A 25,376-nucleotide genomic window follows, 5' to 3' on the forward strand; every position below is an offset into this window, starting at 1 on the left:
GGGCGGGGACCCATGGGCATCGCCTTCTTCGATCTGGACAAGACGCTGCTCGCGGTGAACTCGGCCTCCCTCTGGGTGCGTGACGAGTTCGCCCAGGGGCACATCTCCCGCTCCCAGGCCCTGCTCGCCAGTGTCTGGCTCGCCCGCTACCACCTGGGCTTCGCCCCCATGAAGAACGCGCTCGCGCGGGCCCTGGCCACCCTCCAGGGCACGAGCGAGGCGCGGCTGCGCGAGCGCACCGCCCAGTTCTACGAGACCCAGGTGCGCTCGCAGTTCCGCCCCGGGGCCCTGCGGACCCTGGACGCGCATCGCGCGGCGGGAGATCGGCTCGTGCTGCTCACCTCGTCCTCGGAGTACATGTCCGAGCTGGTGGCGCGCGAGCTCGGGCTGGCCGAGGTGCTCTGCAATCGCTTCGAGGTGGATGCGCGGGGCGTGTACACCGGCCGGCTGCGCGGGGAGCTGTGCTTCGGTGACGGCAAGCGCGTGCACGCGGAGGCCTGCGCCTCGCGGCTGGGCGTGGCGCTCTCCGACTGCGCCTTCTACACGGACTCGTATTCGGATCTGCCCGTGATGGAGGTGGTGGGTCGCCCCGTGGCCGTCCACCCGGACCGTCGCCTGCGGCGGGAGGCCTCCCGCCGCGGCTGGCGCGTGGTGGACTGGGGCGTGCCTGGACGGCTCAGCGACGCCGGGGCGCCACGATCCGGATGGTGAAGGGGTAGTCCACCGCCACCGCCTGGCCCTGCACGAGGATGGGCTTGTAGGTGCGCGACTGCAGCGCATCCACCACCGCCTCGTTCATGTGCGGCAGGCCCTTGATGACGCGGCAGCCTTCCACGCCGCCCTGGGTCGTGATGATGCACTTGAGCAGCATCGTCCCCTCGACCCGCGCGGCGAGCGCCTCGCGCGTGTAGACGATGTCCTTGCCCTGGACCTCCACCGGCCGGGGCATGCCCTCCTGGAAGGGCATGGGCCCGCTGCGCCGGGTCTCCGCGCCGCGCGTGAGACCCATCATCGGCACGGGCAGTTCCCCCGCGGGCGCCTTGGCGTCGGCCCGGGCGCTGGGCGCGGGGTCGGACTCCATCATCACCGGCGCGCTGATGGGAACCCCCGAGCGAGAATCCCCCGCGTTCGAGCCCCGATCCCGCTCCATGCGGTTGGAGCCGCCCCGGGTGGCCGACGCGCGCATGCGCTGCATGCGCTGGGTGAAGACCACTTCCCCCGAGCCGCCGGTGATGACCGTGTCCGGCTGGTAGCCGTCCAGGATGAACTCGAACTCGGCGGTGAGCGTGTCCTGGCCCTTGGGCTTGGGAATCTCCAGCAGCAGGGGCGTCGTGCCCCGCTCCTCGCCCTTGTAATAGACGTGCGCGCCCGTCGGCTGGCTCATCAGCCGGAAGCGCACCACCTGCTCGGCCTCCACGGGCGTGGCGGCGGGCTCGCTGGTGGGCTCGGCCACGGCGGCCACGGGGGCCGTCGGGCTCTCCGGGGCGCGGTGCTTGAAGGCGCCCGTGTACCAGAGCAGGCCGCCGGTGATCGCCACGGCGATGCCACCGCCCAGCAGGCCGCCCATCAAGAGCGTGCGCCGCCGGGCGTTCTTGATGTCGGGCGGCACCTCCACGCTGATGTCCACCGCGAGCGTGTCCCCGCCCGAGGACGAGTCCCCGGTGATGCCCGCGAAGATGGGCGTCTTGTGCGGGCCGGTGGTGTGCTGGCCGTTGGGGTGCTTGAAGATGCCGCTGTGGCCGCCGGCCGCCATGCTCGCCGCGCGCATGGCGTCGAGCACCTCGTCCATCGTCTGGTAGCGCCGCGCGGGCTGCTTCTCCAGGCAGCGGCGCACCACCTCCTCGATGCCCGCGGGCACGGTGATGTCCGGCCGCACGGAGCTGAACGCGGGGGGCAGCTCCTTATGGTGGGCGAAGATGAGCTCGATGTGATCCTTGGACACGAAGGGCGGCCGGCCCACCAGCATCTGGTAGAGCACCACGCCCAGCGAGTACACGTCGCTGCGCACGTCCGCTTCGTTGCGCGCCTGCTCGGGGGCCATGTACGCCGGCGAGCCCAGGAAGGTGCCGCTCTGGGTGATCTCCGGGTTGGGCGTGTCGTCGGCGGCGGCGATGGACTTCACCAGCCCGAAGTCCAGCACCTTCACGAGGTCCTGATCCGCCTCGTTGAGCAGCATGATGTTGGCGGGCTTGAGATCGCGGTGGACGATTCCCTGGTTGTGCGCCTCGCGCAGCGAGCGGCAGATCTGCTGGGCGATGCTCAGGGCGCGCGCCCAGGGCAGGGGGCCCGACTCCGCCACGGCCTGGCCGAGCGTGCGACCCTCCAGGTACTCCATGGCGATGTAGTAGATGCCGTCGTCCGTCTGCCCGTAGTCGATCACCGTCACCGTGTTGGGGTGGCGGAGCTTGGAGGACAGCGAGGCCTCGCGCAGGAAGCGCTTCTGGAAGCCAGGGTCCCGACTGGTGGGGAAGTGCGGGTTGAGCACCTTGAGCGCCACCACGCGATCCAAGGGCGTCTGCTGGGCGCGGTACACGCGGCCCATGCCGCCCACGCCAATGGGCTCGAGGATGCTGAAGCGGCCATTGAGCGTCCGGCCAATGAGTGGGTCCGCCCCCGTATCACCTGGACCCTGTGAGTCGCCGGTCACCATTTCGTCGTGCTCCGCCGGACTGCGCCTGGGTGGAAACCTTCCATCTGACTCGCCATGAAACCACATCTCCCGGAAACACGCGACCTCAGTGCGAGTCGCCTGCCCGTTCCCTGCGCACACCTCTTGTCGTGCGCCCGGGGTCCTGGCGGACCTATCGCCCGCATTGACGGGTCCACGCGGCCGGCATACCCTTTCCTCCCTCCCGTGCGCCCCCAGGGGCGCGCTCGTACGTCCATGCTCGGTTCCCCTCCGATGACGGCTGAAGCCCAGGCGAGACGTGCGTCGGTCCAGAAGCGCTTGTCGGCGCTGGAAGAGGAAATCGTCCGGCTGCGAAGGGAGTTGAGCACCCTGGGGGTGGATCAGCGCCTGCCAGGCCTCTACCTCACGGTGGAGGTGGCGGGCTCCACGGCCCTGCTGCCCGTGGAGGCGGTGCTCGAGGTGGTCCGGCTGGTGGCCATCGAGCCCCTGCCCACCACGGCGCCGCATGTGCGCGGAACCATGCTCTACCGGGGCAGCCCCGCGGTGGTGGTGGATCTGGCGGCGCTGCTGGGCGTGCGGCGCGAGCCGGAGTTGGACGCCCACCTGGTCATCTGTGGGGGCGCGCGGCTGGTGGCGGTGCTCGTGGACCGGGTGCGGGATCTGATCGAGTCCCCGGTCCTGGTGGAGGGCTCGGGCTCGGGCGAGTCCGCCCTGGAGTGGGACCGCACGGGCCTGCTGGCGGGCCTGTGTCGCACCGCCGAGGGCGTCCGGCCGCTCTTGCGCACCTCGGCCCTGCTGTCGGTGCCGGAGGGCACGTGAAGGAGCCCGGGCGGGTGGAGCGGCTGGACGAGGCGGCGCTCAGCGGCCTGGAGTCCGTGCTGCGCTCGGCGTGCGGGATGGTGCTCGCGCCCAGTGTGCGCCGCTCGCTGAGCACCGCCCTCACCCGCGCCGCCGAGTCCCAGGGCCTGCCCACCGCCGACTTCCTCCAGCGCCTGCTCGCGCGCGACACCGCCGCCGTGGAAGCCTTCCTCGGCTACGCCGTCATCGGCGAGACGTACTTCTTCCGCCACCCGGAGCAGCTGCGCGAGCTGGCGCGCGCGGCCGCGGTGCACACCGGCCCCTTCCTCGTCTGGAGCGCGGGGTGCGCCAGCGGGGAGGAGCCCTACAGCATCGTCATGTCCCTGTTGATGGCGGGGCTGACGCCCGAGCTCATCCGCGTGGTGGCCACGGACGTGTCCGGCCGGGCCCTGGAGAAGGCGCGGCGGGGGGTGTACTCGCCCTGGTCGGTGCGGCGCATGGAGATGGGGCTCGAGAAGCGCTTCCTGTGCGTGGAGTCCGAGCGTGTCACCGTACCGCCCGAGGTGCGGGCCCGGGTGGAGTTCCGGCGGCACAACCTGGTGACGGATCCGCCCCCGCTGTCCGGGGCCCACGCCATCTTCTGCCGCAACGTGCTCATCTACTTCCCCCCCGAGGTCATCCCCGGCGTGGTGGCGCGGCTCGTGGAAGCGCTGGCCCCCGGGGGGTGGCTCTTCGTGGCGCCGGCGGAGCTGCCCTTCGTCCGGGGCCTGGGTCTGGAGGAGTCGTCGGTGGACGGGCACCCCGTGCTGCGCAAGCCCCGGGCCGAGCTCCCGCCGGTGCGCGCCCCGGTCCCCGGCCCCATCCGCTTCGTGTCCCGGCCCCAGAGCCCCCTGCGTCGCGCGCCGTCTCCCGCCCGGGGCGTGCCCGCCGCCCGGCCGGAGGGGGCGCCCCCGTCGAATCCCGCCCCTTCGCCGCCCGTGGAGGCCAATACGCTCTCGGTGTTGGACGTGCTGCAGCGGGCCCGGATCGCGGCGAGCCTCGGGCAGGTGGAGCAGGCCGAGGCGCTCGCGCGCCGGGCCGCGCGGGAGCTGTCCCCCGACGCCTACCTGCTCCTGGCCATGATGGCCGAGTCGCGCGGCGACGTGGCGGGCGCGGTGGGCGCCGTGCGCAAGGCGCTCTATCTGGAGCCCCAGTTGGCCATCGGGCATGCCATGCTCGTGGCGCTCTACGGCAAGCTGGGCCAGCCCGAGGAGGCGGAGCGCGCACGGCGCAACGCGCTGCGCGCCCTGGAGGGGCTGGATGACGAAACCATGCTCCGAGGCGTGGAGGCGATGACAGTGGGTGGATTGCGGCGCGCGCTCGAGCCCGCGGTGAAGCAGGGAAGACCGGGTGCGCGATGAGGGACACGCGTTTGAATGAGGAGGCCCCGTGGACGGCCAGGGTCTGAGACCGCTCACCATCCAGCGGCTGGACATGCGCCGCTTCAGCCTGCGCACCCGCATCCTGCTCATCACGGGCGCGGCGGGCGCGCTGGTGATGACCCTGCTCGTGGCCGCCTTCTCCCTGCAGATGCGCGAGGCGCTCAAGGAGGAGTTCACCAAGCGCGCCACCGCCACCAGCCAGGAGCTGTCGCACCACCTGGCCGCCGCGCTGTCCTCCGGGGACACCGAGTCCCTGCGCCAGGCCACCGTCGCCACCCTGCGCCACCAGCCCGACATCGCCTATGTGGTGGTGCGCGGGCCGCGGGGGGAACTGCTCGGCCACGACAAGGCGCCCCGGCTGGTGAGCACCGCCCAGCTGCCCGCCATGTCCCCCCAGGGCGGCGTGCACGAGCTGTACGTCGGCGGCCAGCCCGTGCTGGAGACGTCCGCCGGGGTGAATGCCCCGGCGCCCGGGGCCGCGCCGGGCGCGGACGGCGTGCGCGTGGGCTCGGTGCAGGTGGGGCTGGAGCTGCGCGTGCTCGAGCGGTCCGTGTCGCGCATGGCCTGGCGCGGCGTGGGCGTGGGCATCGTGGCGCTCGTGGGCTGCCTGGTGGTCGTCGCCCTGCTGTGCCGCATGCTCATCATCCCGCTCGAGCGCCTGGCGCGCGCGGCCGCGGGGCTCGCCGCGGGGGACCTGCGCCAGCAGATCGCCGCCAGCGGCATCGACGAGGTGGGGGACCTGGCGCGCAGCTTCGCCACCATGGCGGAGATGCTCACCAACCTGCTCAAGGACCTGCGCAGCGCCTCGGCGGACATGGAGCGCGAGGCCACCAACGTGCTGGCCACCTCCGCCCAGCAGTCCGCCATGGCCAACGAGCAGGCCAGCGCCATCCACGAGACGAGCGCCACCGTGGCGGAGATCGCCCAGACGTCCCGCCAGGCCACCGCCTTCGCCGACACCGTCATCAGCGGCGCGAGCCGCTCGGACTCGCTGAGCGCCGAGGGCCAGAAGGTCGTCGACGAGAGCGTGGCCGCCATGGAGAAGCTCAGCGAGCAGGTGAAGGCCATCGCCCTGGCCATCACCGACCTCAACGAGCAGACGCTGCAGATCGGCGACATCATCAGCACCGTGAAGGACGTGGCCGAGCAGTCCAACCTGCTCGCGCTCAACGCCTCCATCGAGGCGGCCAAGGCGGGTGACCAGGGCCGCGGCTTCGCCGTGGTGGCCATGGAGATGCGCACGCTCGCCGAGCAGTCGAAGATGGCCGCCAACCAGGTGCGCGCCCTGCTCGGCGAGGTGCAGAAGGGCACGCGCGCCGCCGTGTCCGCCACCGAGGAGGGCAGCCGCCGCGCCCTGGCCGCCATGGAGCTCGCGCAGAGCGCCGGCTCGGCCATCAAGGGCCTGTCCGACCTCATCCGGGACTCGTCCCTGGCGGCCCGGCAGATCGCCGGCAACACGCGCCAGCAGACCATTGGCGTGGAGCAGATCGCCGCGGCGATGAACGAGCTCACGGTGGCGATGCAGGACAACGTGGAGGGGACGAAACGCATCGAGCAGGTGGCGGGAAACCTCTCCAACCTGTCCAGGCGCTTCTCCGATCTCGTCGGGAAGTACCAACTATGACCGGGGGGCTGTTCGTGGAGGGAAAGGAAGTATGAAGGTACTCATCGTCGAGGACACGAAGACCATCACCCACCTCATCCAGGTCTACCTGATGGGCTGGGGACTGGAGTTCTTCGAGGCGGGCAATGGAGTCCAGGGGCTCGCCCGCGCCCGGGAGGTCAAGCCGGATCTCATCATCTCGGACGTGCAGATGCCGGAGATGGATGGTTTCGCCCTGTGCGCCGCCGTGCGGGCCGATCCCATCCTGTTCTCCACACCGTTCGTGATGCTCACGTCGCTCAAGGACGACGCGAGCCGTCAGCGGGGCCGGTTGGTGGGCGCGAGCGCGTTCCTCAACAAGCCCGTGGTGGTGGATGACCTGCGCGAGAAGGTGCGCAGCATCCTCAAGCTGCCCGCCAGCAAATTCTAGAGGGGGAGGGTCATGGCCGGCGACGAGTCGCGGGAGAAGATCGACTACACGCTCTTGCGCCGCAAGCTGGACGAGGCGCAGGCGGTGCTCGAGGGCGCGCAGGTGCTCAGCGCCGAGCGCCGCCGCGAGGTGCTGGCCGAACGCGCGCGGGTGCTCGCCGAGTCACGTCAGGAAGAGCGTCGCGAGACGATGTCGGTGCTGTCCTTCCGCGTGGGCGGCGAGCGCTACGCGGTGCCCATCGACGCGGTGGACCACGTGCTGGAGTCGCGCGGCCTGTGCCCGTTGCCGGGCGCGCCGCGCTATGTGTTGGGGGCCCTGGTGTCGCGCTCGCGCGTGGTGCCGGTGCTGGACCTGCGTCAGGTGCTGGGGTTGGAGGGCGGGGGCATGTCGGATTTGAGTCGGGTCGTGGTGGTGGAGGTCTCCGAGGAGTTCTTCGGACTGGCGGTGGAGGAGGTGGACGGCCGGCAGGAGTTGCCGCGCGCGGACCTCTCCCAGCCGCCGCCGGGGCCCTTCACCTTCCTCACCCGCAACCGGGTCATGGTGCTCGATCTCGTGCAGTTGAGTGATCCCGCCGTGGCGGGACGGGGATAGGGGCGGAAGACGCGATGGATCCTCGGGTGTTGCGCAGCCTCTGGCCCATCTTCGCCGCGGAGACGCGCGAACAGTTGCAGACCATTGGCACCGCGGTGCTGGGGCTGGAGCAGGGCACGGCCGAGCAGGCCGCCGAGCAGCTCACGGCCCTCAAGCGCGAGGTGCACAGCCTCAAGGGCTCCGCGGCCAGTCTCGGCCTGACGGACATCGAGCAGCTGGTGCATGCCATCGAGGACGGGCTCGCGCGCTGCTCTCCGGGCCATGTGCCGCCGCCCGGGCTCGTGGACTCCACGCTGCGCAGCCTGTCGGCCATCGAGGCGGCGCTCAACCGGGGGGACGCCGGGGAGCCGCCCGCCATCGAGGGGTTGTCCGGTTTGCTGGCGGGACTCGGCCGGGGCGGGCTGGCGCAGGCGAGTGACACCAAGCCCCGCGTTCCGGCGCAGTTCCGGCGCGAGGGCCTGCAGACGCTCGAGAAGCTGGAGGCGGCGCTGGGCCGGCTGTGCTCGCCGGGGCTGGAGGATCGGCCCGGGGCGGTGTGGGAAGCGGTGGGCCTCGCCGAGCTGCTCAAGGCCGCGGCCAACGTGGCGGGCGTGACGGCGGTGGAGTCGCTGGCCAGCTCCATCCGGGCCGGCTTCGCGCGCATGGAGGAGGCGGGCGTTGGCGCCAGCGTGGCGGCCTCGGACATCGCGGGCGCGCTCGTGCAGCTGCGCGGCTCGCTGGAGGCGCTGGAGGAGATGGCGCCCGAGCCCGCGGTGGCCCCCGCCGAGCCCGAGGTGACGGCGCGCTCGGCTTCCGGCCGGCGGCAGCAGCAGGACATGGACCGGGCGGTGCGCGTGTCGGTGCGCACGCTCGACTCGCTGGCCCTGCAGGTGGAGCAGCTCGCGGCGGGACGCGCCCAGCAGTTGCGCCGCGCGGAGGCGCACCGCGAGCTGATGGAGCAGACGAACAACGCCCTGTTGCAACTGGAGCGCGCGGCCCAGCAGCTCGCGCTGTCCGGCGGGGGCGGCGGCGCCCTGGAGTCCCTGCGCGCCGGCGTGGGGCAGGTGCGCGGCGTGCAGAAGCAGCTGTTGCAGCTGTCCAAGGACGTGCACCGCGAGGGCGAGCAGCTCGCGCTGGTGGCCCAGGTGGTGCGCGATGACCTGCGGGATCTGCGCATGGTGCCCGCCTCGCAGATGCTCGAGCCGCTCAAGCGCACGGTGCGCGAGGTGGCCGCGCGGCTGGGCAAGGACGTGGAGCTGGTGCTCGCCGGAGGCGATGTCCGCATCGACCGGCGCATCGTGGACGTGCTGAAGGATCCCCTGCAGCACCTGGTGCGCAACGCCCTGGACCACGGGCTGGAGTCCACCTCCGAGCGCGTGGCGGCGGGCAAGTCGCCGCGCGGGCAGCTGTCCGTGCGGGTGGAGCCCCGGGGCACGCGCCTGGCGGTGGTGGTGGAGGACGACGGCTCGGGCCTGTCCCCGGAGAACGTGCGCGCCACGGCCGTGCGCCGGGGGATGCTCAGCGACCTGGAGGCCGCCAAGCTCACCGACATGCAGGCCGCGCGGCTCGTCTTCGAGCCCGGGTTCTCCACCCGCGAGCAGGTGACGGAGACGTCCGGGCGGGGCGTGGGCCTGGACGTGGTGCAGAGCACCGCCACGCGGCTGCAGGGCGCCGTGGACATCGCCTTCACCCGGGGCCAGGGCACGCGCTTCACCATCGATCTGCCCCTCATCCTCGCCGGCGCCCTCGGGCTGCTCGTGCGCGCCGGCACCGCGGTGGTCGCCATTCCCTCGGACGCCGTGGAGCGCGTGCTGCGCCTGGCCCCGGACGACGTGGGCACCGTGGCCGGCCACGTGGTGGCGCGCGTGGAGGACGAGCAGCTGCCCTTCCATCCGCTCTCCGTGTCCCTGCACATGCCGCGGCTGCCGCTCGCGCTCGAGTCCGGCAAGCCCCAGACGGCCATGGTGCTGGCGCTCGGTGGCGTGCGCGCCGTGTTCGCCATCGACGCCGTGGTGGGCCAGCAGGAGATCGTGGTGCGCTCGCTGGGCCGTCACCTGCGCCACGTGACGCACCTGGCGGGCGCCGCCGTGCTGGACGACGGCAGCGTGGTGCCCGTGCTCAACGCGCCCGAGCTCTTGCGCGCCGCCGCCACGCCCGTGGTGCTGCGCGCCGCTCCCGAGACGCGCCGCCCCCACATCCTCGTGTGCGACGACGCGCTCACCACGCGCTTCGCCATCAAGTCCCTCTTGGAAATCGCCGGCTACTCGGTGGTGACGGCCGCCGACGGTCAGGAGGCCCTGGGCATCCTCGAGCGCACCGCGTGCCAGCTCGTCGTGAGTGATTGGCAGATGCCCCGGCTCGACGGCATCGGCCTCACCCGCCGCATCCGCGCCCACCCGCGCCTGTCCCACATCCCGGTCATCCTCTGTACCTCGCTGGACACCCCGCAGGAGCGCGCCGCCGGCCTGGAGGCGGGCGCCGATGGCTACCTCGTCAAGCGCGAGGTGGAGCGCGGCAAGTTGTTGGATCTGGTACGTCAGCTCCTGCCCACTCATTCCTGAGCAGGCAGGGGACCGGGGCCGCCGCGCTCCGCCCTTTTCCCCACCGCTCGGGGTGCGCACCCTGAGCGGGAACGGCAGGAGGTCGGGTGGACGAGCAGATCGCACTGTGGATCAGTGGTTTTTCGTACCCCGCCGTCTTCTTCCTGCTGCTCCTGTGTGGTGTGGGCGCGCCCCTGAGCGAGGAGCTGGTCATCCTCACCGGCGGCATCCTCGTGTCCCGCAGCGGCGCGAGCTTTCCCCTCATGGCCCTGGCCGCCTACCTGGGCATCCTCGCCGGGGACAGCGCCCTGTACCGCATCGGCTACGCGCTCGGGCCCCGCGTCTTCTCCCATCCCCGGCTCTCGAAGATGCTGCCGCCCCAGCGGCTCGAGCTCTTGCAGCAGATGTACATGCGGCGCGGGGCCCTGGCGGTGTTCTTCTCGCGCTTCCTGCCCGGCCTGCGCGCCCCGGCCTACCTGCTCGCGGGCGCCACCCAGTTGCCCTACCGGCAGTTCGTCCTCGCGGACGGGGCCGCGGCGTGGATTCCCGCCCTCGGCGTCACGTGGCTGGGCTTCCGCTTCGGCCCCACGGCGCTCGCCCATATCCAGGGCGGCCTGCGCTGGGTGCTGCTCGCGGCGCTCGGCGTGGGCGTGGGCTGGCTCGTCAAGCGCTGGCTCAAGCAGCGCCGACTGGTGCGCGCCGCGGCCCGCGTGGTGGAGCCGCGGCCCCCCGAGGTCTGAGCCTCAGGCGGCCACGCGCGGCAGCAGCAGGGTGAGCGCCAGGCCCCCCTCGCTCTTCACCTCGAGCCGGGCCTCGCTCCGGCGCACGAGCCGCTCCAGGCCCGCCAGCGCGCGCTCGGGCACGGGCCGCTCCCCCTGGCCGAGGATGCTCAGCCGCCACACCTGGCAGTCGTCCGGCACGTCCACCCGCATCTCCAGGCCCGACGCGCCCGCGCCCACGAGCACCCGCTCCAGGGCCCGCATGAGCAGCACCAGCGTCGGCCGGGGCACACGCGCGCGCAGGGGCTCCTCGGGCACCTCCAGGCGCGCGGCACCCGGCCGGCCCGGCCCGAAGGCCGCGTGCAGCAGGGGCCGCAGGTCCGCGGTCGTCACCGCCTCGCCCCGCTGCCGGTTCTGCAGCCGCGTGTTGAGATCCGCGGCGGACTGGCGCATGCGATCCAGGTAGCGCTGCATCGGCGGGGTGAGCGCCCCGGCGATGCCCTTGTTCATCATCTCGATATAGCCCTGCAACACGAGCAGGGGCGTGCGCAGGTCGTGCGCCGCGCGGGCCCAGGTCCGCTCCCGGTGGGCGAGCAGTTCCTTGATCCGCTGGCGATCCAACCGCAGTTGATCGCGCTCGCTCCGGGCGGCTTCCTCCCGGGCCAGGCTGGCCAGCAGCGCGCCCCCGAAGGACGTGAGCCGCAGCAGCGCCTGCCGCTCCTCGGCGTCCCGGCAGGGCTCGCCCACCACCAGGGTGGTGGACCCCACCTGGAAGCACTGCCAGGGGTGCTCCCGCGCCGCGCCAGGAGGCGCCCGGCCCGACAGGACCACCCGGCGGTCATCTGTATACAAGGCGGCGCCGCTCGTCCCCGAAAGACGCACAACTGCCTCCACGAGGGCATTCAAGCCCACCCTCGCGCCGTGGTGCAGGGACTGCTCGGCGATCACCGCCAGCAGCCGCTCCACCCCGGAGGCGCCCACGCCCATGCCCACTTCTTGCCCACTCCAAGCACCGTCCAGCACATCCAGAGGAATGCGCATGGGGACGAGAGGGTGCAACGCACCTCTGGGTGGGCATGCGCGGTGCGCGGGAATGAAAACCTTTCCACTCCGGGGGTAAAGCCCCGCCCACCTTTTTACCGATCTCCAGGCGTTCTCCGGGCCCGGACGCTGTCCTTCCCTGGGAAAAAGGTTGGCAGAGCCTTTGCTTAAGGAAGCTTCCGGAAGGGGACGGAGAGCGAATGGGCACGCTGGGCTACTACTCGACGATCGCACGACTGGCTCCGGTGGGACTCGCACGCGGCATGGTGCGGCGGGTCCACGGCAAGGCGCGCCAGGCGCTCTACAAGCAGCGCGAGCGGCTCGACGAGCGGGGCGTGCTGGCGGCCTTCGGGGTGACGAGCGCCGAGGCGCTGGCCGAGCGCGCGCTGGCGGTGCGTCCGGGCGGGGCCTGGTGCGAGGTCGGGCAGCGGGACTCCGCGCGCACGGCGCTCGAGGCCGTGGAGGGCGGGGTGGAGCGCGCGCTGGAGCGGGCCGAGGCGGCCCTGCGCGGCGAGTACCACGTCTTTGGTGTCCCCGTGTGTTTCGGTGAGGGCCAGCCGGTGGACTGGTCCCTGGATGTGGGCAGCGGCTACCGCTACCCGGTGGTGCCGGTGGAGCGGCTGAAGCTGGCCCAGCCGGGCGTGGATCCCAAGTTCCCCTGGGAGCTGGGCCGGCTGGACTGCCTCGTGGCGCTCGGCCAGGGCTACTGGGTGGCCCGGGACGAGGCGCGGCGGCGGGCGTTCGCGCGCGCCTTCGTGCTGCGCGCGCTCGACTTCCTCCAGGCCAACCCCGTGGGCGAGGGCGTGCAGTGGACGTGCCCCATGGACGTGGCGCTGCGGGGCGCCAACCTGGCCCAGGCGCTGCGCCTGTTCGCGGATGCCCCCGAGGCCCGGCGGCCTGAGTTCCTCGTGCCCGTCTTGCAAGCGATCGCGGAGCACGCGGCCTGGGTGGAGACGCACCTCGAGGATGGCGGCGCGGTGCCCAACAACCACCTCGTCTCCAACTTCGTGGGCCTGCTGGTCATGGGCCTCCTGTTCCCCGAGCTGCCGGACGCGGAGCGCCAGACGGCGCTGGCGGTGGCGGGGCTGCGCACCCAGGTGGCGGCGCAGGTGCACGCGGATGGCAGCTCCTTCGAGGGCTCCATTCCCTACCACCGCCTGTCGGTGGAGCTCTTCACGCTGGCGCTCGTGGTGGCGCGCACCCGGGGCGTGGACCTGGGGAGCGTCTACGAGCAGCGGCTGCTCGGCATGTTCAAGGCCTCGCGCTGCTGGACGTCCGAGCACGGCCTGGCGCCGCAGGTGGGCGACAACGACTCCGGCCGCGTCTTCCCCTTCCGGGAGCGGGAGGGCCGCGAGCAGGGCTACCTGGCGCCCCTGGGGGCGGCGCTCTTCGGGGACGTGGGCCTCGGGGGCGGGGACTTCCCGGACGAGGCGGCGTGGCTCCTGGGCCGGCCCGGCCTCGAGCGCTTCCGCGCGTCGCGGCCCGCGCCCGCGCCGGTGTCGACGAGCTTTCCCGAGGGCGGCTTCCACGTGCTGCGCGGGGCCGGGGCGGTGGTGACGGTGAGCGCCGGCGCCCAGGGACAGGGTGGGGTGGGCGGCCACAGCCACAACGACAAGCTCTCCTTCGAGCTGCACCTGGACGGGCGCCCCGTCATCGTGGATCCGGGCACGGGCACGTACACGCGGGAGCCCGCGGTGCGCAACGCCCTGCGCTCCACGGCGTCGCACAACACGCTGCAGGTGGACGGCACGGAGCAGGCGCCGCTCGAGCCGCACCGGCTCTTCGCGCTGCCCGAGTCGGCGCGCGCGCGGGTGCAGGTGTTCCAGACGGGCGGCGAATTGGAGCGGCTGCACGCGCGGCACGACGGCTACCGCGTGCTCTCCGCGCCCGTGGCCGTGGAGCGCACGTTCTTGCTCGACAAACGAGAGCGCGCGCTGGGAATCGTCGAAACTTTGGTGGGGGTGGGGCTTCACGAAGTGACTGGGAGACTCCACCTTCCGGACCGCGAGGCGAGATTGAGCAAGCCCACCGCCGGGCAGCTGGCGCGGGCGAGTCGAGTGCCGGAAGCCCCGCGTTCTTTCGAAGCCATCGCGGTGGAGCTGGGGCCGGAGGACAGCCCCGTGGCGATGGTGCTCTTTCAAGAAGGTGTCTGTCCGCGGTTGGAGACGTCCCGGTACTCGCCGGGCTACGGCCTCCTGGTGGAATCGCGGGTGGTGGTGTTCGGAGCGACGCTGTCGCCTCCGGCGTGTTTGCGGTGGGTTGTTGTTTTCGGGTGAAGGTCTTGTGGATGGGCATGACGGGGAGGCCCGCATGCCCTCAGGTGGAGGGTGAGAAGATGCGCGTTATGGTGAGCCCGTTGCTGAATCAGATCCGTCAGCGTGAGGCGAAGGTCGGTGTGGTGGGGATGGGCTACGTGGGTCTTCCGCTGGGCATGGCGTTCGCGGAGGCGGGCTTCCCGGTGACGGGGCTCGACGTGGACACGCGCAAGGTGGACAGCATCGGCAAGGGCGAGAGCTACATCAAGCACATCAAGAGCGAGCCGCTCAAGGTGCTGACGGACTCGGGCAAGCTCAAGGCGACCAACGACTTCGCCAAGGCGAAGGAGCTCGACTGCATCATCATCTGCGTGCCCACGCCGCTCACCGCGTCGCGTGAGCCGGACATGAGCTACATCATCAAGACGGGCGAGGCGCTCGCGCCGCACGTGCGCCGCGGCCAGCTCTTCATCCTCGAGTCCACCACCTACCCGGGCACCACGGACGAGGTCCTCAAGCCCCTGCTGGAGAAGGGCGGCCTCAAGGCGGGCGTGGACTTCCACCTGGCCTTCAGCCCCGAGCGCGAGGACCCGGGCAACAAGAACTTCAACACCAAGACGATCCCGAAGATCGTGGGCGGCCACACGCCCGCGTGCCTCGAGGTGGCCCAGGCGCTCTACTCCAGCGCCCTCAAGGACACCGTGCCCGTGTCGAGCACCCGCGTGGCCGAGCTCTCCAAGCTCCTGGAGAACATCTTCCGCTGCGTGAACATCGCCATGGTCAACGAGATGAAGATGCTCTGCGACCGCATGAACATCGACGTGTGGGAGGTCATCCAGGCCGCGTCCACCAAGCCCTTCGGCTTCATGCCCTTCACGCCGGGCCCGGGCCTGGGCGGCCACTGCATCCCCATCGATCCCTTCTACCTCACGTGGAAGGCGCGCGAGTTCGAGTTCCACACCAAGTTCATCGAGCTGGCCGGTGAGGTGAACCAGCAGATGCCCTACTACGTGGTGCAGCGCACCATGGAGGCGCTCAACAAGCAGCGCAAGACGCTCAACGGCTCCAAGGTGCTCTGCCTCGGCGCGGCGTACAAGAAGGACATCGACGACATGCGCGAGAGCCCCAGCCTGCGCGTCATCACCCTGCTCAAGGGCACGGGCGCCGAGGTGGACTACCACGACCCGTACGTGCCCAAGCTGGAGGAGGGCCACGGCTTCCACTTCAACATGACGTCCGTGCCGCTCTCGCCCGAGACGCTCGAGAAGTACGACGCGGTGGTCATCCTCACCGACCACTCCAACATCGACTACGTCGAGGTGGTCAAGCACTCCAGCGTCGTGGTCGACACGCGCAACGCCTGCAAGAACGTGGGCCCGGGCCGCGAGAAGGTCACCAAGGCCTAGCCGTCCACTCCTGAACTCCGCGTGACTCCGGCCGGGGCGGGTCCCCGTCCGGAAGCGCTCGTGGCCCCGTCGTGATGCCTCGCTCCGAGGCGTCAGGGCGGGGCCTCTTCTCGTTGCGGGCGCTTGCTGGCGTGCGGCGTGGCCTGTAGACCCGGGGGGGCCACGCGGGTGGGCCGCGTCGCCCGAGCCTCGGAGCCGTCCATGTCGGACCCGCGTCACGTCCAGATCCTCATCGTTGGCGCCGGCTTCGGCGGACTGTGCGCCGCCATCCGGCTCAAGCAGCGGGGGCGCGAGGACTTCCTCGTGCTGGAGCGCGCCGGGGCCGTGGGCGGCGTCTGGCGCGACAACGCCTATCCAGGCTGCGCGTGCGACGTGCAGTCGCACCTCTTCTCCTTCTCCTTCGCGCCCAACCCGCGCTGGACGCAGGACTACTCGCCCCAGGAGGAGATCCAGGCGTACCTGGACGGGTGCGTCGCGCGCTTCGGCCTCGGGCCCCACCTGCGCCTGGGCCACGAGGTGCTCGAGGCCACGTGGCACGAGGACGCGCGGCGCTGGCGGGTGCGCACGTCGCGGGGGGACTTCACCGCGGACGTGCTCGTGTCCGCCATGGGGGCCCTGAGCGAGCCCGCGGCGCCCGAGCTGCCCGGGCTGGAGACGTTCCAGGGCAAGGTCATGCACTCGGCGCGGTGGGACCATGCCCACGCGCTCGCGGGCCGCCGGGTCGCGGTGGTGGGCACCGGGGCCTCGGCGATCCAGTTCGTGCCGCGCATCCAACCCGAGGTGGCGCGCCTGACGCTCTTCCAGCGCACGCCGCCGTGGATCCTCCCCCGCGGCAACCGGCCCTTCGCCCCGCGCACGCGCCGCCTCCTCGAGCGGCTGCCCCTGGCGCGGCTGCTCCTGCGCGCGGGCCTGTTCGTGCGGCAGGAGTCCCTGCTGCTCGCCTTCCGCCATGCCGCCGTCATGCGCGGGGTGCGGTGGATGGCGCTGCGCCACCTGGCGCGCGGCGTGCCGGACCCCATGCTCCGGGCGCGGCTGACGCCCGACTACGCCATGGGCTGCAAGCGCGTGCTCGTCTCGGACGACTACCTGCCGGCGCTCACCCGGCCCAACGTGGAGCTCGTCACGGATCCCCTGGTGGAGGTGCGCCCCCACGGCCTCGTCACGCGCGCGGGCACCGAGTACCCGGCCGACACGCTCATCCTCGGCACGGGCTTTCGCGTGTCCGAGCACCCCGCCTACCAGCGCATTCGCGGCCGCGACGGGCGCTCGCTCGCCGAGACCTTCGCCCACAGCCCCCAGGCGCACCTGGGCGTGACGGTGGCGGGCTTTCCCAACCTCTTCCTGCTCATGGGGCCCAACTCCCTCTTGGCCCACAACTCCGTGGTGCTGATGATCGAGTCCCAGGTGGCGCACCTGCTCGGCGCCCTGGACTTCCTGCGCGCGCGGGGGCTCACCCGCGTGGAGCCGCGCCCCGAGGCCCAGGCGGCCTTCGTCGCCGCCGTGGAGGCCGCCACGCGCGAGGGCGTGTGGACCACGGGCGGCTGCACGAGCTGGTACCTGGATGCCACGGGCCGCAACTCCGCGCTCTGGCCCGGCTTCACCTTCACCTACCGGCGCCGCGTCCAGCGCTTCAATCCCGCCGAGTACCTCACCGCCTGAAGTCGCGCCGCGCGTCCCTTGACGGCACGAGGGGTTTCCGGTAATTGATATTGATACTGATTATCAATTTCAACTCGGCGACAGGAGCCGGGAAGCAAGGAGCGGGACGTGGCGCGGAATACGGGACCTCGCGGCAGGGTGTGCCGTCGGCTGGGGATTGCGCTGTCGAACATCACCGCGAAGGATCCGGACAAGGATCCGGTGTTGCGCCGGCCCTATCCCCCCGGTCAGCACGGCGCCACGGCGCGGCCCTCGGTGAGTGACTACGCGCAGCGGCTGCGCGAGAAGCAGAAGCTCAAGCTGTTCTACGGGCTTTTGGAGAAGCAGTGCCGCCGGGCGTTCATGGAGGCGCGGCGCTCGCCGGGCAACACGGGCACGGTGCTCTTGCAACTGCTGGAGCGGCGGCTGGACGTGGTGGTGCTGCGCGCGGGCCTGGCCACGAGCATCCGTCAGGCACGGCAGTTCGTGCGCCACGGCTACCTGCAGGTGGACGGCGGGCGGGTGAACATCCCGAGCTTCCGGGTGAAGAACGGCGGCGAGGTCCGCTTCGCGCCCACGCACGCGGCGCTGCCCATCGTGGTGGCGAGCCACGAGCGGATGAAGGATCGCCAGGTGCCGGCCTACCTGCAGGTGGTGGACGGAGGCAAGGGCGTGCGCTTCGTGCGCGAGGCGGAGCGGGAGGAGATCCCCGTCAACGTCAACGCGCCCTTCATCGTGGAGTTCTACGCGCAGCGGGTGTGAGCCCGCCGCGCGCGGCGGGACGGCGAGGGCGTCCGCTCAGGCCTTGTCCGGGGCGCCCTGGTCCGCGGTGGCGTACCAGGCGAGAACCTGGTCGTGGTACTCGGGCCGGGTGTACACGTCACCCCGGGGCCGCGCGATGAGCTCCTGGATGACGGCGGCGACCTCCTCGGGGGTCTGCGCGTTGGGCAGGCGGCGCGAGTCGGGTCCGCCGCCCAGCGCGTTCACGCCGAAGTCGGTGGCCACGGGTCCCGGCAGCACGGTGGACACGTGGATGTGGGGGAAGCGCTCGCGCACCTCCATGCGCAGGTTGGCGGTGAGGGCGTTGAGCGCGTGCTTGGCGGCGTTGTAGGCCGAGCGGAAGGGCACGTAGGGCACGCGGCCGAGCATGGACGACACGTTGATGAGGTGGCCCCGGCCGCGCGCCTGGAAGTGGGGAAGCACCGCCTGCATGCCGTAGAGCGCCGACTTGACGTTCACGCGCATCATCTCGTCGAAGTCCTCGTCGGTGAGCTCGGAGACGAGCTTGCTGATGCCCCGGCCCGCGTTGTTCACCCAGACGTCCACGTGGCCGAAGCGGCCGAGCGCCGCGTCCAGCACGCGCTGGAGGTCCTCGCGCCGGGTGACGTCGGCGGGGACGACCAGGGCGTCCGGCCCGCACTGGGCGGCCACCTGCCGCAGCTCCGGCTCGCGCCGCGCGGCGAGCACCACGCGGCCTGCCTGTCCCGCCACCTGACGCGCCAGGGCGGCGCCAATGCCCCCGCTGGCCCCGGTGATGACCACGACCTTGTCGTTCATGTGAAAACCCCTTGTCTGGGGGTCTCTCTATCGCCTTGGGCGAGACCCGGCCAGCCGGGCGAGTGGCGCGGGACGTGCCAGGGGGGGCGGGGGTAGAGTTCTGGACGTGCGAATCCGAAACCGCTCCGTCCTGACGCTGCTCGCCACCTCCGTCCTGCTCACCGCGGCCGCCCCTCCTCCCGATGCGCGGGTGACCCTGGTGGATGCCATGGCCGAGGAGCTCCAGCGCAACCAGCAACAGCTCAAGCTGCGCAACCACGAGGCCCCGTACTTCATCAGCTACCAGCTCAAGGACACGGACCAGGCCGTCCTCATCGCGCGCTACGGCTCCATCTTCCTCGACGACACCTCGCGCCACCGCCGGCTGTACGTGGACACGCGCGTGGGCGCGTACGACTTCGACAACTCGGGCCCGGAGGAGTACGCCTTCTATGGCAGCCCGGGCACCAGCTACGTCGTCAACAAGGACGGCCCCCTGGACGACTCGCCCCTGGCGCTGCGCACCGCGCTCTGGCTCGCCACGGACGAGAAGTACAAGGCCTCGCTCAGCCAGCTGCTCAAGAAGAAGGGCGAGCACGTCTACATGGTGGAGGATCCCAACCGCCCGCCGTCCTTCTCCCGGGAGAAGCCGGTGCGCGCGGTGCAGCCGCCGCTGGCCTTCCCCTTCGATCGCGCCCGCTGGTCCCGGGTGGCGCGCGAGCTGTCCGCGCGCTTCGCCCCGTACCCGGAGCTGTTCGACTCGGAGGTGCGCATCACCGCGGACAAGGTGACGCGGCTCTTCGTGTCCACCGAGGGCAGCCGCATCGTGTCCGAGGAGGTGATGTACGGCCTGCACGTGACGGCGGTGACGCGCGCGGAGGACGGCCAGCTGCTCAACAGCGCGCGCAACTACTACGCGCCCACCGAGGCGGGCCTGCCGGACGAGAAGGCGCTGGACGTGGCGGCCACCCGCGTCATCGAGGAGCTGCGCGCGCTGCGCCAGGCGCCCGCCATCGATCCCTACACGGGCCCGGCCATCCTGGCGCCGGAGGCCGCGGGGGTGCTCTTCCACGAGGCGGTGGGCCACCGGCTGGAAGGGGACCGGCAGGACGGGGAGGGCGAGGGCAAGACGTTCCGGGGCCAGGTGGGCAAGGCGGTGCTGCCCGCGTTCCTGAGCATCGTGGACGACCCCACGATGCGCACGCTCCAGGGCGAGCCGCTCAACGGCTTCTACGAGTACGACGAGGAGGGCGTGAAGGGGCAGCGCACGGTGCTCGTGGACAAGGGCGTGCTCAAGAGCTACCTGCTGTCGCGTCGGCCCGTGGAGGGCTTCCTCCAGTCCAACGGCCACGGCCGCAGCCAGGGCTCGGCCAAGCCCGTGGCGCGCATGGCCAACCTCATCGTCGAGTCCACCAAGCAGGTGGATGACGCCGAGCTGAAGCGGCAGCTCATCGCGGAGGCCAAGCGCCAGGGCCGCCCCTACGGGCTCATCATCCGCGACATCACCGGGGGCAACACCAACACCTCCAGCTATGGCTACCAGGCGTTCAAGGGCGTGCCGCGCATGGTGTTCCGCGTGGACGTGAAGACGGGCGAGGAGTCGCTGGTGCGGGGCGTGGAGATCGTGGGCACGCCCCTGTCGGCCATCAACCGCATCCAGGTCACCGGGCGCAAGTCGGGCATCTTCAACGGCTTCTGTGGCGCGGAGAGCGGCCACGTGCCCGTGTCCACGGTGGCGCCCGCGCTGCTGTTGCAGGAGATCGAGCTGCAGCGCACCCAGGAGGGCAAGGATCGGCCGCCCCTGCTGCCGCGGCCCACGGACGCGGGCGCCGCCAGCAAGGAGGCGCGCTAGCCATGCGACTGCCCGAGGGCAGCCGGCTCACCGCCCGGGGCCTGCTGTTCGACGTGGACGGCACGCTCATCGACTCGCACCTCGGCGTGGAGAAGGCCTGGGAGCGCTGGGCCGCGCGCGTGGGCATCGACTGGCCCCACCTGCTGGCGAACCTGCATGGCCGCCGCATGGTGGACACCATCCAGCGCTTCGCGCCCCCGGGCGTGGACGTGGCCCAGGAATGCGCCTGGGTGGAGCAGGCGGAGCTCACCACCGATGACGGCATCGTGCCCATCGCCGGGGCGCGGGCCTTCCTGGAGTCCCTGCCGCCCGAGTGCTGGATGGTGGTGACGTCGGCCACGCGGGCCCTGGCCCTGCACCGCTTCGCGCTGACCGGACTGCCGCGTCCGCGCCGGCTGCTGCCGGGGGATGAAATCCAGCGCGGCAAGCCGGATCCGCAGGGCTATGCCCTGGGCATCGAGGCCCTGGGCTGCGCGGCCTCGGACACGCTGGTGTTCGAGGACGCGCGCGTGGGCATCCTCGCCGGACGCGCCGCCGGGGCGCGGGTGCTCGCCATCGCGGGCGCCGAGCGCGCCGAGCACCTCGACGACGTGGACTGGATTCCGGACTTCTCCACACTGTCCTATGAAGGACGGGACGCGCGGGGCCAACTCGTGCTGCGCGTGGGTCATTGAATGCCCGGCGGGTCGCGGCCGTTGAGTACGCCATGACGAGACGACCGCTCCTGCTGGCCTGCCTGCTGGGCGTCTTCCTCGCGCCCCCCGTGCTGGGGGCGCCGCGGGTCGCCGCGAAGCCCGCGGTGGCCCAGGCCAAGGCCCCGTCCAAGGCGAAGCGGACCCCGGTCCGGGCCACGAAGGCCAAGCCTCCCTCCCGGGGCAAGCGCGTGGCGGCCCGGGCGTCGGGGCTCGTGGGCCGCTCGCTGGCGAACCAGGCCGTCACGGATGACTGCTCGGGGCTCGTGCGGCTGGCGTACCAGGCCGTGGGCGTCGAGCTGTTGACCCAGGGCAGCCTCCGCCCGGGCGAGAACGCGGCGAGCGCCATGTACCGGCGGGCCCAGCGCACGGGCGCGCTGCACCGCAAGACGCCCCGGCCCGGCGACATCGTCTTCTTCCACGAGACGTACGACCGCAACCGCGATGGCCTGCGCAACGACGGCGTGACGCACGTGGGGGTCATCGAGTCGGTGGCCAAGGACGGCACGGTGGTCTTCGTGCACCGGGGCGGCCAGAGCGTGGCGCGCGCGCGGATGAACCTGCGCCAGTCCCAACACAAGAGCGCCAAGGGCCACCTCCTCAACGACTACCTGCGCCGGGCCGAGCAGGGCGAGCGCGCGCGGCTCACGGGCGAACTCTTCGTGGGCTACGGCTCGGCCCAGCGGCTGACGTCGGCCCGCTGACGCCTTTCCCCCGCGTGGCCGTTCCCTGACCAGGCGGGCGAGCGGGAAGGGCGTCCAAGCGCGCGGGCTCGTCCAGAAGTCCACTCCCAGATTGGGTGGATGCGAGACGAACCCTCCGCCTACCGCCTTGGCTACGTCGCCCAGAGTCTCACCCTCGGCGTGGGAGCGAGCCACACGTGCCGGCTCGCCAGCGCCACGCCCGAGCGGCTGACGGCGCTCATCGCGCAGAACCTGGCCGAGCTGGAGCAGCTCCTCCTCTTCAACGAGGCGCACGGCATCGAGCTGTTCCGCATCGGCTCCTCGCTCATTCCGTTCGGCTCCCATCCCGTCAACACCTTGCCGTGGTGGAGCACCCACGCGCGGGACTTCGATCGCCTGGGCCACATCGCCCGGCGCTCGCGCCAACGGCTGTCCCTGCACCCGTCCCCCGCGGCGGCGTCCCTGACGTCGGTGCACCAGCGGGTGCGGGACGCCGCGCTCGCCGAGCTGCGCTACTCGGCCCGCGTGTTGGACCTGTTGGGGCAGGGGCCCGAGGCGCGGGTGGTCCTCCACCTCGGGGGCGCGGCGCCGAGCCGCCCCGAGGCGCTCGACACCGCGCACCGCTTCCTGGACGGCATGCCCGCGGAGCTGCGCGATCGGATCGTGCTCGAACACGACGACAAGGTGTGGAGCGCGCGCGAGACGCTCGCCCTGGCGCGGGCCCATGGCCTGCCCATGCTCGCGGACAACCTGCACAACGCCCTGGAGCCCTCGGACCCGGTGATGCCGCTGGACGAGCTGCTGCGCGCCTCGGCGGCGTCCTGGCGCGTGCTGGACCTCCGCCCCAAGTTCCACCTGGCGAGCCAGGCGCCCGGCGGCCGACCCGGCGCCCACGCGGACCGGATCGATCCCGAGGACTTCCGGGCCGTGGTGGCCGCCCTGGACGGCCCCGCGGACCTGATGCTGGAGGCCAAGGACAAGGACCTGGCGCTGTTCGCCCTGCGCGAGCAGAACATTCCGCCCCGGAAGCGCTCGCGGGCGCCGCGAGACGTGCAGGCCCCGACGCGCGAATAGGCCCGCCCCGGGGTTCTCTGGTAATGAGGGGCTTGCAATTTCGCGAGGGAGGTTTGCATGCGTTGGCTCGTGCTGGTGGGAACCCTGGGAATGCTCGGCGGCTGTGGTCCCGAGGTGGCGGAGGAGGCGTCCGTGCAGCAGCAGGGGGCGTCGGACTCCTGGTGCCGGAGCTACAAGACCCAGCAGTACTGCCCGAAGGTGTGCGCCTGGCACACCCAGCCCGCGCCGGGCTATTGCGGCGCGTTCGCGACCGAGTAGCCGTGCTACGAGGGGGACATGTCTCAATCCCCCTCGCAGCGCCCTCGGGCCGTGTTGGTGAGCGTCCAGCTCCCGGGCATCTCCGACACCGAACATGCCGCGGATCTCGCCGAGCTCGGGCGGCTGGTGCACACCCTCGGCTATGACGTCGTGGCGACCGTGTCCCAACGGCGCGACCGGGTCGCGTCGGGCACGGTGCTCGGCAGCGGAAAGCTCAAGGAGCTGGCCGAGCTCACCGGTGGCCGGGGCACCGTGCCCACGGGCGCCAACCTCCACAAGTCCAAGGCCCGCGTGCGCTGGGAGGCCGCGGCCGAGTCCTCTGGCGAGGAGACGCCTGGCGAGGCGCCGTCCGACGAGGAGGCACCCGAGGCCGTGTCTCCCGAGGCCGACGATGACGACCTCTCCGACGAAGACCTCTCCGAGGAGGCGCGGGACGACGCGCCCGAGGACGATGGTGAGGAGGACGTCCAGCAGGGGCTGCCCGCCGGCGAGCGGCCCTCGGTGGTGGTGGTGGACCAGGAGCTGTCGCCCAGCCAGTTGAGCAACCTGGAGCGGGCCACGGGCGTGACGGTGCTCGACCGCACCGGCGTCATCGTGGACATCTTCCACCGGCACGCGCGCAGCCGCGAGGCCCGGATGCAGGTGGAGATCGCCCGGCTCAACTACCTGGCGCCGCGCCTGCGCGAGTCCACGGGCCGCAGCGAGCGGCAACAGGGCCGGGGCTCGGGTGACTCGGCGGTGGAGCTGGATCGCCGGAAGATCCGCGACCGGCTCGCCGAGCTGCGCGAGGGGCTCGCGTCCATCCAGCAGGACCAGGCGCAGCGGCGCTACGCGCGGAGGGATCAGCTGCGCGTGGCGCTCGTGGGCTACACCAACGCGGGCAAGTCCTCGCTGATGCGCGCCCTGACGGGCAGTCAGGTGCTGGTGGCCGATCAGCTCTTCGCCACCCTGGACACCACGGTGCGCGCGCTCCACCCGGAGACGAGGCCCCGGGTGCTCGTCTCGGACACGGTGGGCTTCATCCAGAAGCTGCCGCACGACCTGGTGGCCTCCTTCCGCTCCACGCTGGACGAGGCGCTGGAGGCCTCGCTGCTGCTCTACGTGGTGGACGGCTCGGATCCCACCTGGGAGGCCCAGCTCGAGGTCACCCGGGAGGTGCTCCGGGAGATCGGCGCCCACGAGGTGCCGAGTCGGCTGGTGTTCAACAAGGCGGACCGGTTCTCGCCCGAGCAGCGCGAGGCCCTGCGCGAGCGCTACCCCGAGGCGCTCCTGCTCTCGGCGCACGCGCCCGAGGACGTCGCGGCGCTGCGCCAGCACGTGCTGGATTACTTCGAGCGCTCCATGGTCGAGGCGGAGCTGGTGATTCCCTATGCCCGCCAGGGGCGCATCGGCGAGGTGTACGAGCACGCCCGGGTCATCGCCGAGGAATACGACGAGCACGGGCGGCGGCTGCGGATCCGCGCGCTGCCGGCGGCGGTCGCGCGGCTGACCCACGCCTTCAAGACCCCGTAGAGCCGTCCGGGCCCCCCCGTGCCTCTGACACACGCGTCAGGGTTCACGGCACGTGGGGCCCTGGATTCACCCGGAGGAGGCGTCGGCATGTGCCTTGCTATCGGGGTCGCCCATGGAAACCTCCTCCGCCATCCCCCCGAAGCGTCTCTGGGCTGTTCGTCTCGCCGTGCTCGTGGCGGGCCTCGGCTCGATCGCGACCTCCATGGCGCCCCCTCCGATCTCGGCGCAGACCACCTTCGACGGCAAGCCCTTCCTGATCCGCTCGGAGGCGCCCAAGGCCACGCGCACGTTCCGGCTCGAACTGCTCCAGGAGGACACGCCGCACCGGATGGAGGTGGGCCTCGACGGTCAGCTCGAGGTGCACTGGCGCCAGGACGATCCGTCCGTGCAGTCCGCCTCCACGCTCGTTCGCGCGCGGGTGTACGTCGCCGGGGATGACGGATACGGCTCGCCCTGGAGCGAGTCGATGCCGCTTCTCGCCACCCGGCCGGGCGAGGCCGCTCGGCCCACGACGCTGTCCCTGTACACCCATCCCTCGGTGTGCGAGTCCTCCTCGACCTGCGAGTGGCGCGGCACCCTCGAGGTCGAGCTCATCCCCAACGGCGCCCCGGGCGTCGCCGAGGTGGCGTGGAAGCTGACCTCCCGGGCCACCGAGATCACGAACGAGGGCAAGGACGAGCCGCTCGAGGGCATCGAGCTGCGCATCACCGAGGAGTGAG

Annotated in this window: 22 protein-coding genes; 19 read left to right on the forward strand and 3 right to left on the reverse strand. The window is 71.9% G+C overall.

What is annotated here, in order from left to right:
- Positions 1 to 12 precede the first annotated feature (12 nt).
- A complete protein-coding gene (locus tag I3V78_RS15775; protein ID WP_204488772.1) occupies positions 13 to 711 on the forward strand; it encodes an HAD family hydrolase in 699 nt (232 codons plus the stop codon).
- Here I3V78_RS15775 and I3V78_RS15780 read toward each other — a convergent pair.
- Positions 677 to 2,650, reverse strand: a complete 1,974-nt coding sequence (locus I3V78_RS15780; RefSeq protein ID WP_204488774.1) for a TonB family protein — start codon at positions 2,648 to 2,650, stop codon at positions 677 to 679. The two genes, I3V78_RS15775 and I3V78_RS15780, sit on opposite strands and share 35 nt — an antisense overlap.
- Before the next feature lie 234 nt (positions 2,651 to 2,884).
- Here I3V78_RS15780 and I3V78_RS15785 point away from each other — a divergent pair, with 234 nt between their 5' ends.
- The 7 genes from I3V78_RS15785 (at position 2,885) to I3V78_RS15815 (ending at position 10,731) form a co-directional block, all read left to right on the forward strand.
- The gene (locus I3V78_RS15785) at positions 2,885 to 3,448 is read left to right on the forward strand and encodes a chemotaxis protein CheW (RefSeq protein WP_204488777.1); all 564 of its coding nucleotides are present in this window, start codon (positions 2,885 to 2,887) and stop codon (positions 3,446 to 3,448) included.
- Positions 3,445 to 4,827 (forward strand): CheR family methyltransferase, encoded by a 1,383-nt coding sequence (locus I3V78_RS15790; RefSeq protein ID WP_338023603.1) that lies wholly within the window; start codon positions 3,445 to 3,447, stop codon positions 4,825 to 4,827. Before I3V78_RS15785 ends, I3V78_RS15790 begins: the two co-directional genes overlap by 4 nt.
- Before the next feature lie 28 nt (positions 4,828 to 4,855).
- Positions 4,856 to 6,472: a methyl-accepting chemotaxis protein gene (locus tag I3V78_RS15795; RefSeq protein WP_420840420.1), complete on the forward strand. Its 1,617-nt coding sequence runs from the start codon at positions 4,856 to 4,858 to the stop codon at positions 6,470 to 6,472.
- 31 nt (positions 6,473 to 6,503) lie between these two features.
- The gene (locus I3V78_RS15800) at positions 6,504 to 6,881 is read left to right on the forward strand and encodes a response regulator (RefSeq protein ID WP_095975951.1); all 378 of its coding nucleotides are present in this window, start codon (positions 6,504 to 6,506) and stop codon (positions 6,879 to 6,881) included.
- A gap of 12 nt (positions 6,882 to 6,893) precedes the next feature.
- Entirely contained in the window at positions 6,894 to 7,472 is a 579-nt protein-coding gene (locus I3V78_RS15805; protein ID WP_204488779.1) for a chemotaxis protein CheW, read from the forward strand.
- Positions 7,473 to 7,486: 14 nt separating this feature from the next.
- On the forward strand, positions 7,487 to 10,012 hold the full coding sequence (locus tag I3V78_RS15810) for a hybrid sensor histidine kinase/response regulator (RefSeq protein WP_204488782.1): 2,526 nt from the start codon (positions 7,487 to 7,489) through the stop codon (positions 10,010 to 10,012).
- Positions 10,013 to 10,098: 86 nt separating this feature from the next.
- Positions 10,099 to 10,731, forward strand: a complete 633-nt coding sequence (locus I3V78_RS15815; protein ID WP_204488784.1) for a VTT domain-containing protein — start codon at positions 10,099 to 10,101, stop codon at positions 10,729 to 10,731.
- A gap of 3 nt (positions 10,732 to 10,734) precedes the next feature.
- Here the strand turns inward: I3V78_RS15815 and I3V78_RS15820 are convergent, their stop codons facing one another.
- Entirely contained in the window at positions 10,735 to 11,751 is a 1,017-nt protein-coding gene (locus I3V78_RS15820; RefSeq protein WP_204488786.1) for a histidine kinase dimerization/phospho-acceptor domain-containing protein, read from the reverse strand.
- A 200-nt stretch (positions 11,752 to 11,951) separates the two neighbouring features.
- Between I3V78_RS15820 and I3V78_RS15825 the strand changes: the two genes are divergently transcribed.
- The 4 genes from I3V78_RS15825 to rpsD all read left to right on the forward strand — a co-directional run bounded on the left by I3V78_RS15825 (position 11,952) and on the right by rpsD (position 17,812).
- On the forward strand, positions 11,952 to 14,027 hold the full coding sequence (locus tag I3V78_RS15825) for an alginate lyase family protein (RefSeq protein WP_204488788.1): 2,076 nt from the start codon (positions 11,952 to 11,954) through the stop codon (positions 14,025 to 14,027).
- Between the two features lie 59 nt (positions 14,028 to 14,086).
- Positions 14,087 to 15,412, forward strand: a complete 1,326-nt coding sequence (locus I3V78_RS15830; RefSeq protein WP_204488790.1) for a nucleotide sugar dehydrogenase — start codon at positions 14,087 to 14,089, stop codon at positions 15,410 to 15,412.
- A 201-nt stretch (positions 15,413 to 15,613) separates the two neighbouring features.
- Complete coding sequence (locus I3V78_RS15835; RefSeq protein ID WP_204488793.1) at positions 15,614 to 17,071, forward strand: flavin-containing monooxygenase; 1,458 nt, start codon at positions 15,614 to 15,616, stop codon at positions 17,069 to 17,071.
- A 108-nt stretch (positions 17,072 to 17,179) separates the two neighbouring features.
- On the forward strand, positions 17,180 to 17,812 hold the full coding sequence (gene rpsD / locus I3V78_RS15840; RefSeq protein WP_204488802.1) for a 30S ribosomal protein S4: 633 nt from the start codon (positions 17,180 to 17,182) through the stop codon (positions 17,810 to 17,812).
- Between the two features lie 36 nt (positions 17,813 to 17,848).
- On the opposite strand, the gene I3V78_RS15845 is transcribed toward rpsD, so the two are convergent.
- The gene (locus I3V78_RS15845; protein WP_204488804.1) at positions 17,849 to 18,607 is read right to left on the reverse strand and encodes an SDR family oxidoreductase; all 759 of its coding nucleotides are present in this window, start codon (positions 18,605 to 18,607) and stop codon (positions 17,849 to 17,851) included.
- A 106-nt stretch (positions 18,608 to 18,713) separates the two neighbouring features.
- Here I3V78_RS15845 and I3V78_RS15850 point away from each other — a divergent pair, with 106 nt between their 5' ends.
- From I3V78_RS15850 to I3V78_RS15880, 7 genes are all read left to right on the forward strand, one after another.
- The gene (locus tag I3V78_RS15850; RefSeq protein ID WP_204488806.1) at positions 18,714 to 20,438 is read left to right on the forward strand and encodes a metallopeptidase TldD-related protein; all 1,725 of its coding nucleotides are present in this window, start codon (positions 18,714 to 18,716) and stop codon (positions 20,436 to 20,438) included.
- A 2-nt stretch (positions 20,439 to 20,440) separates the two neighbouring features.
- Positions 20,441 to 21,112, forward strand: a complete 672-nt coding sequence (locus tag I3V78_RS15855; RefSeq protein WP_204488809.1) for an HAD-IA family hydrolase — start codon at positions 20,441 to 20,443, stop codon at positions 21,110 to 21,112.
- A gap of 32 nt (positions 21,113 to 21,144) precedes the next feature.
- Positions 21,145 to 21,834 carry a CHAP domain-containing protein gene (locus tag I3V78_RS15860; protein WP_204488811.1) on the forward strand — a complete coding sequence of 230 codons (690 nt, stop codon included), beginning with the start codon at positions 21,145 to 21,147 and terminating at the stop codon, positions 21,832 to 21,834.
- Positions 21,835 to 21,933: 99 nt separating this feature from the next.
- Positions 21,934 to 22,887, forward strand: a complete 954-nt coding sequence (gene uvsE, locus I3V78_RS15865) for a UV DNA damage repair endonuclease UvsE (RefSeq protein WP_204488813.1) — start codon at positions 21,934 to 21,936, stop codon at positions 22,885 to 22,887.
- A 57-nt stretch (positions 22,888 to 22,944) separates the two neighbouring features.
- Positions 22,945 to 23,145, forward strand: a complete 201-nt coding sequence (locus I3V78_RS15870; RefSeq protein WP_204488816.1) for a hypothetical protein — start codon at positions 22,945 to 22,947, stop codon at positions 23,143 to 23,145.
- Positions 23,146 to 23,163: 18 nt separating this feature from the next.
- Positions 23,164 to 24,657 (forward strand): GTPase HflX, encoded by a 1,494-nt coding sequence (gene hflX, locus I3V78_RS15875; protein WP_204488818.1) that lies wholly within the window; start codon positions 23,164 to 23,166, stop codon positions 24,655 to 24,657.
- Between the two features lie 112 nt (positions 24,658 to 24,769).
- Entirely contained in the window at positions 24,770 to 25,375 is a 606-nt protein-coding gene (locus I3V78_RS15880; protein WP_204488820.1) for a hypothetical protein, read from the forward strand.
- Position 25,376 lies beyond the last annotated feature (1 nt).

The organism is Archangium primigenium, from assembly GCF_016904885.1.
Lineage (GTDB): Bacteria > Myxococcota > Myxococcia > Myxococcales > Myxococcaceae > Cystobacter > Cystobacter primigenius.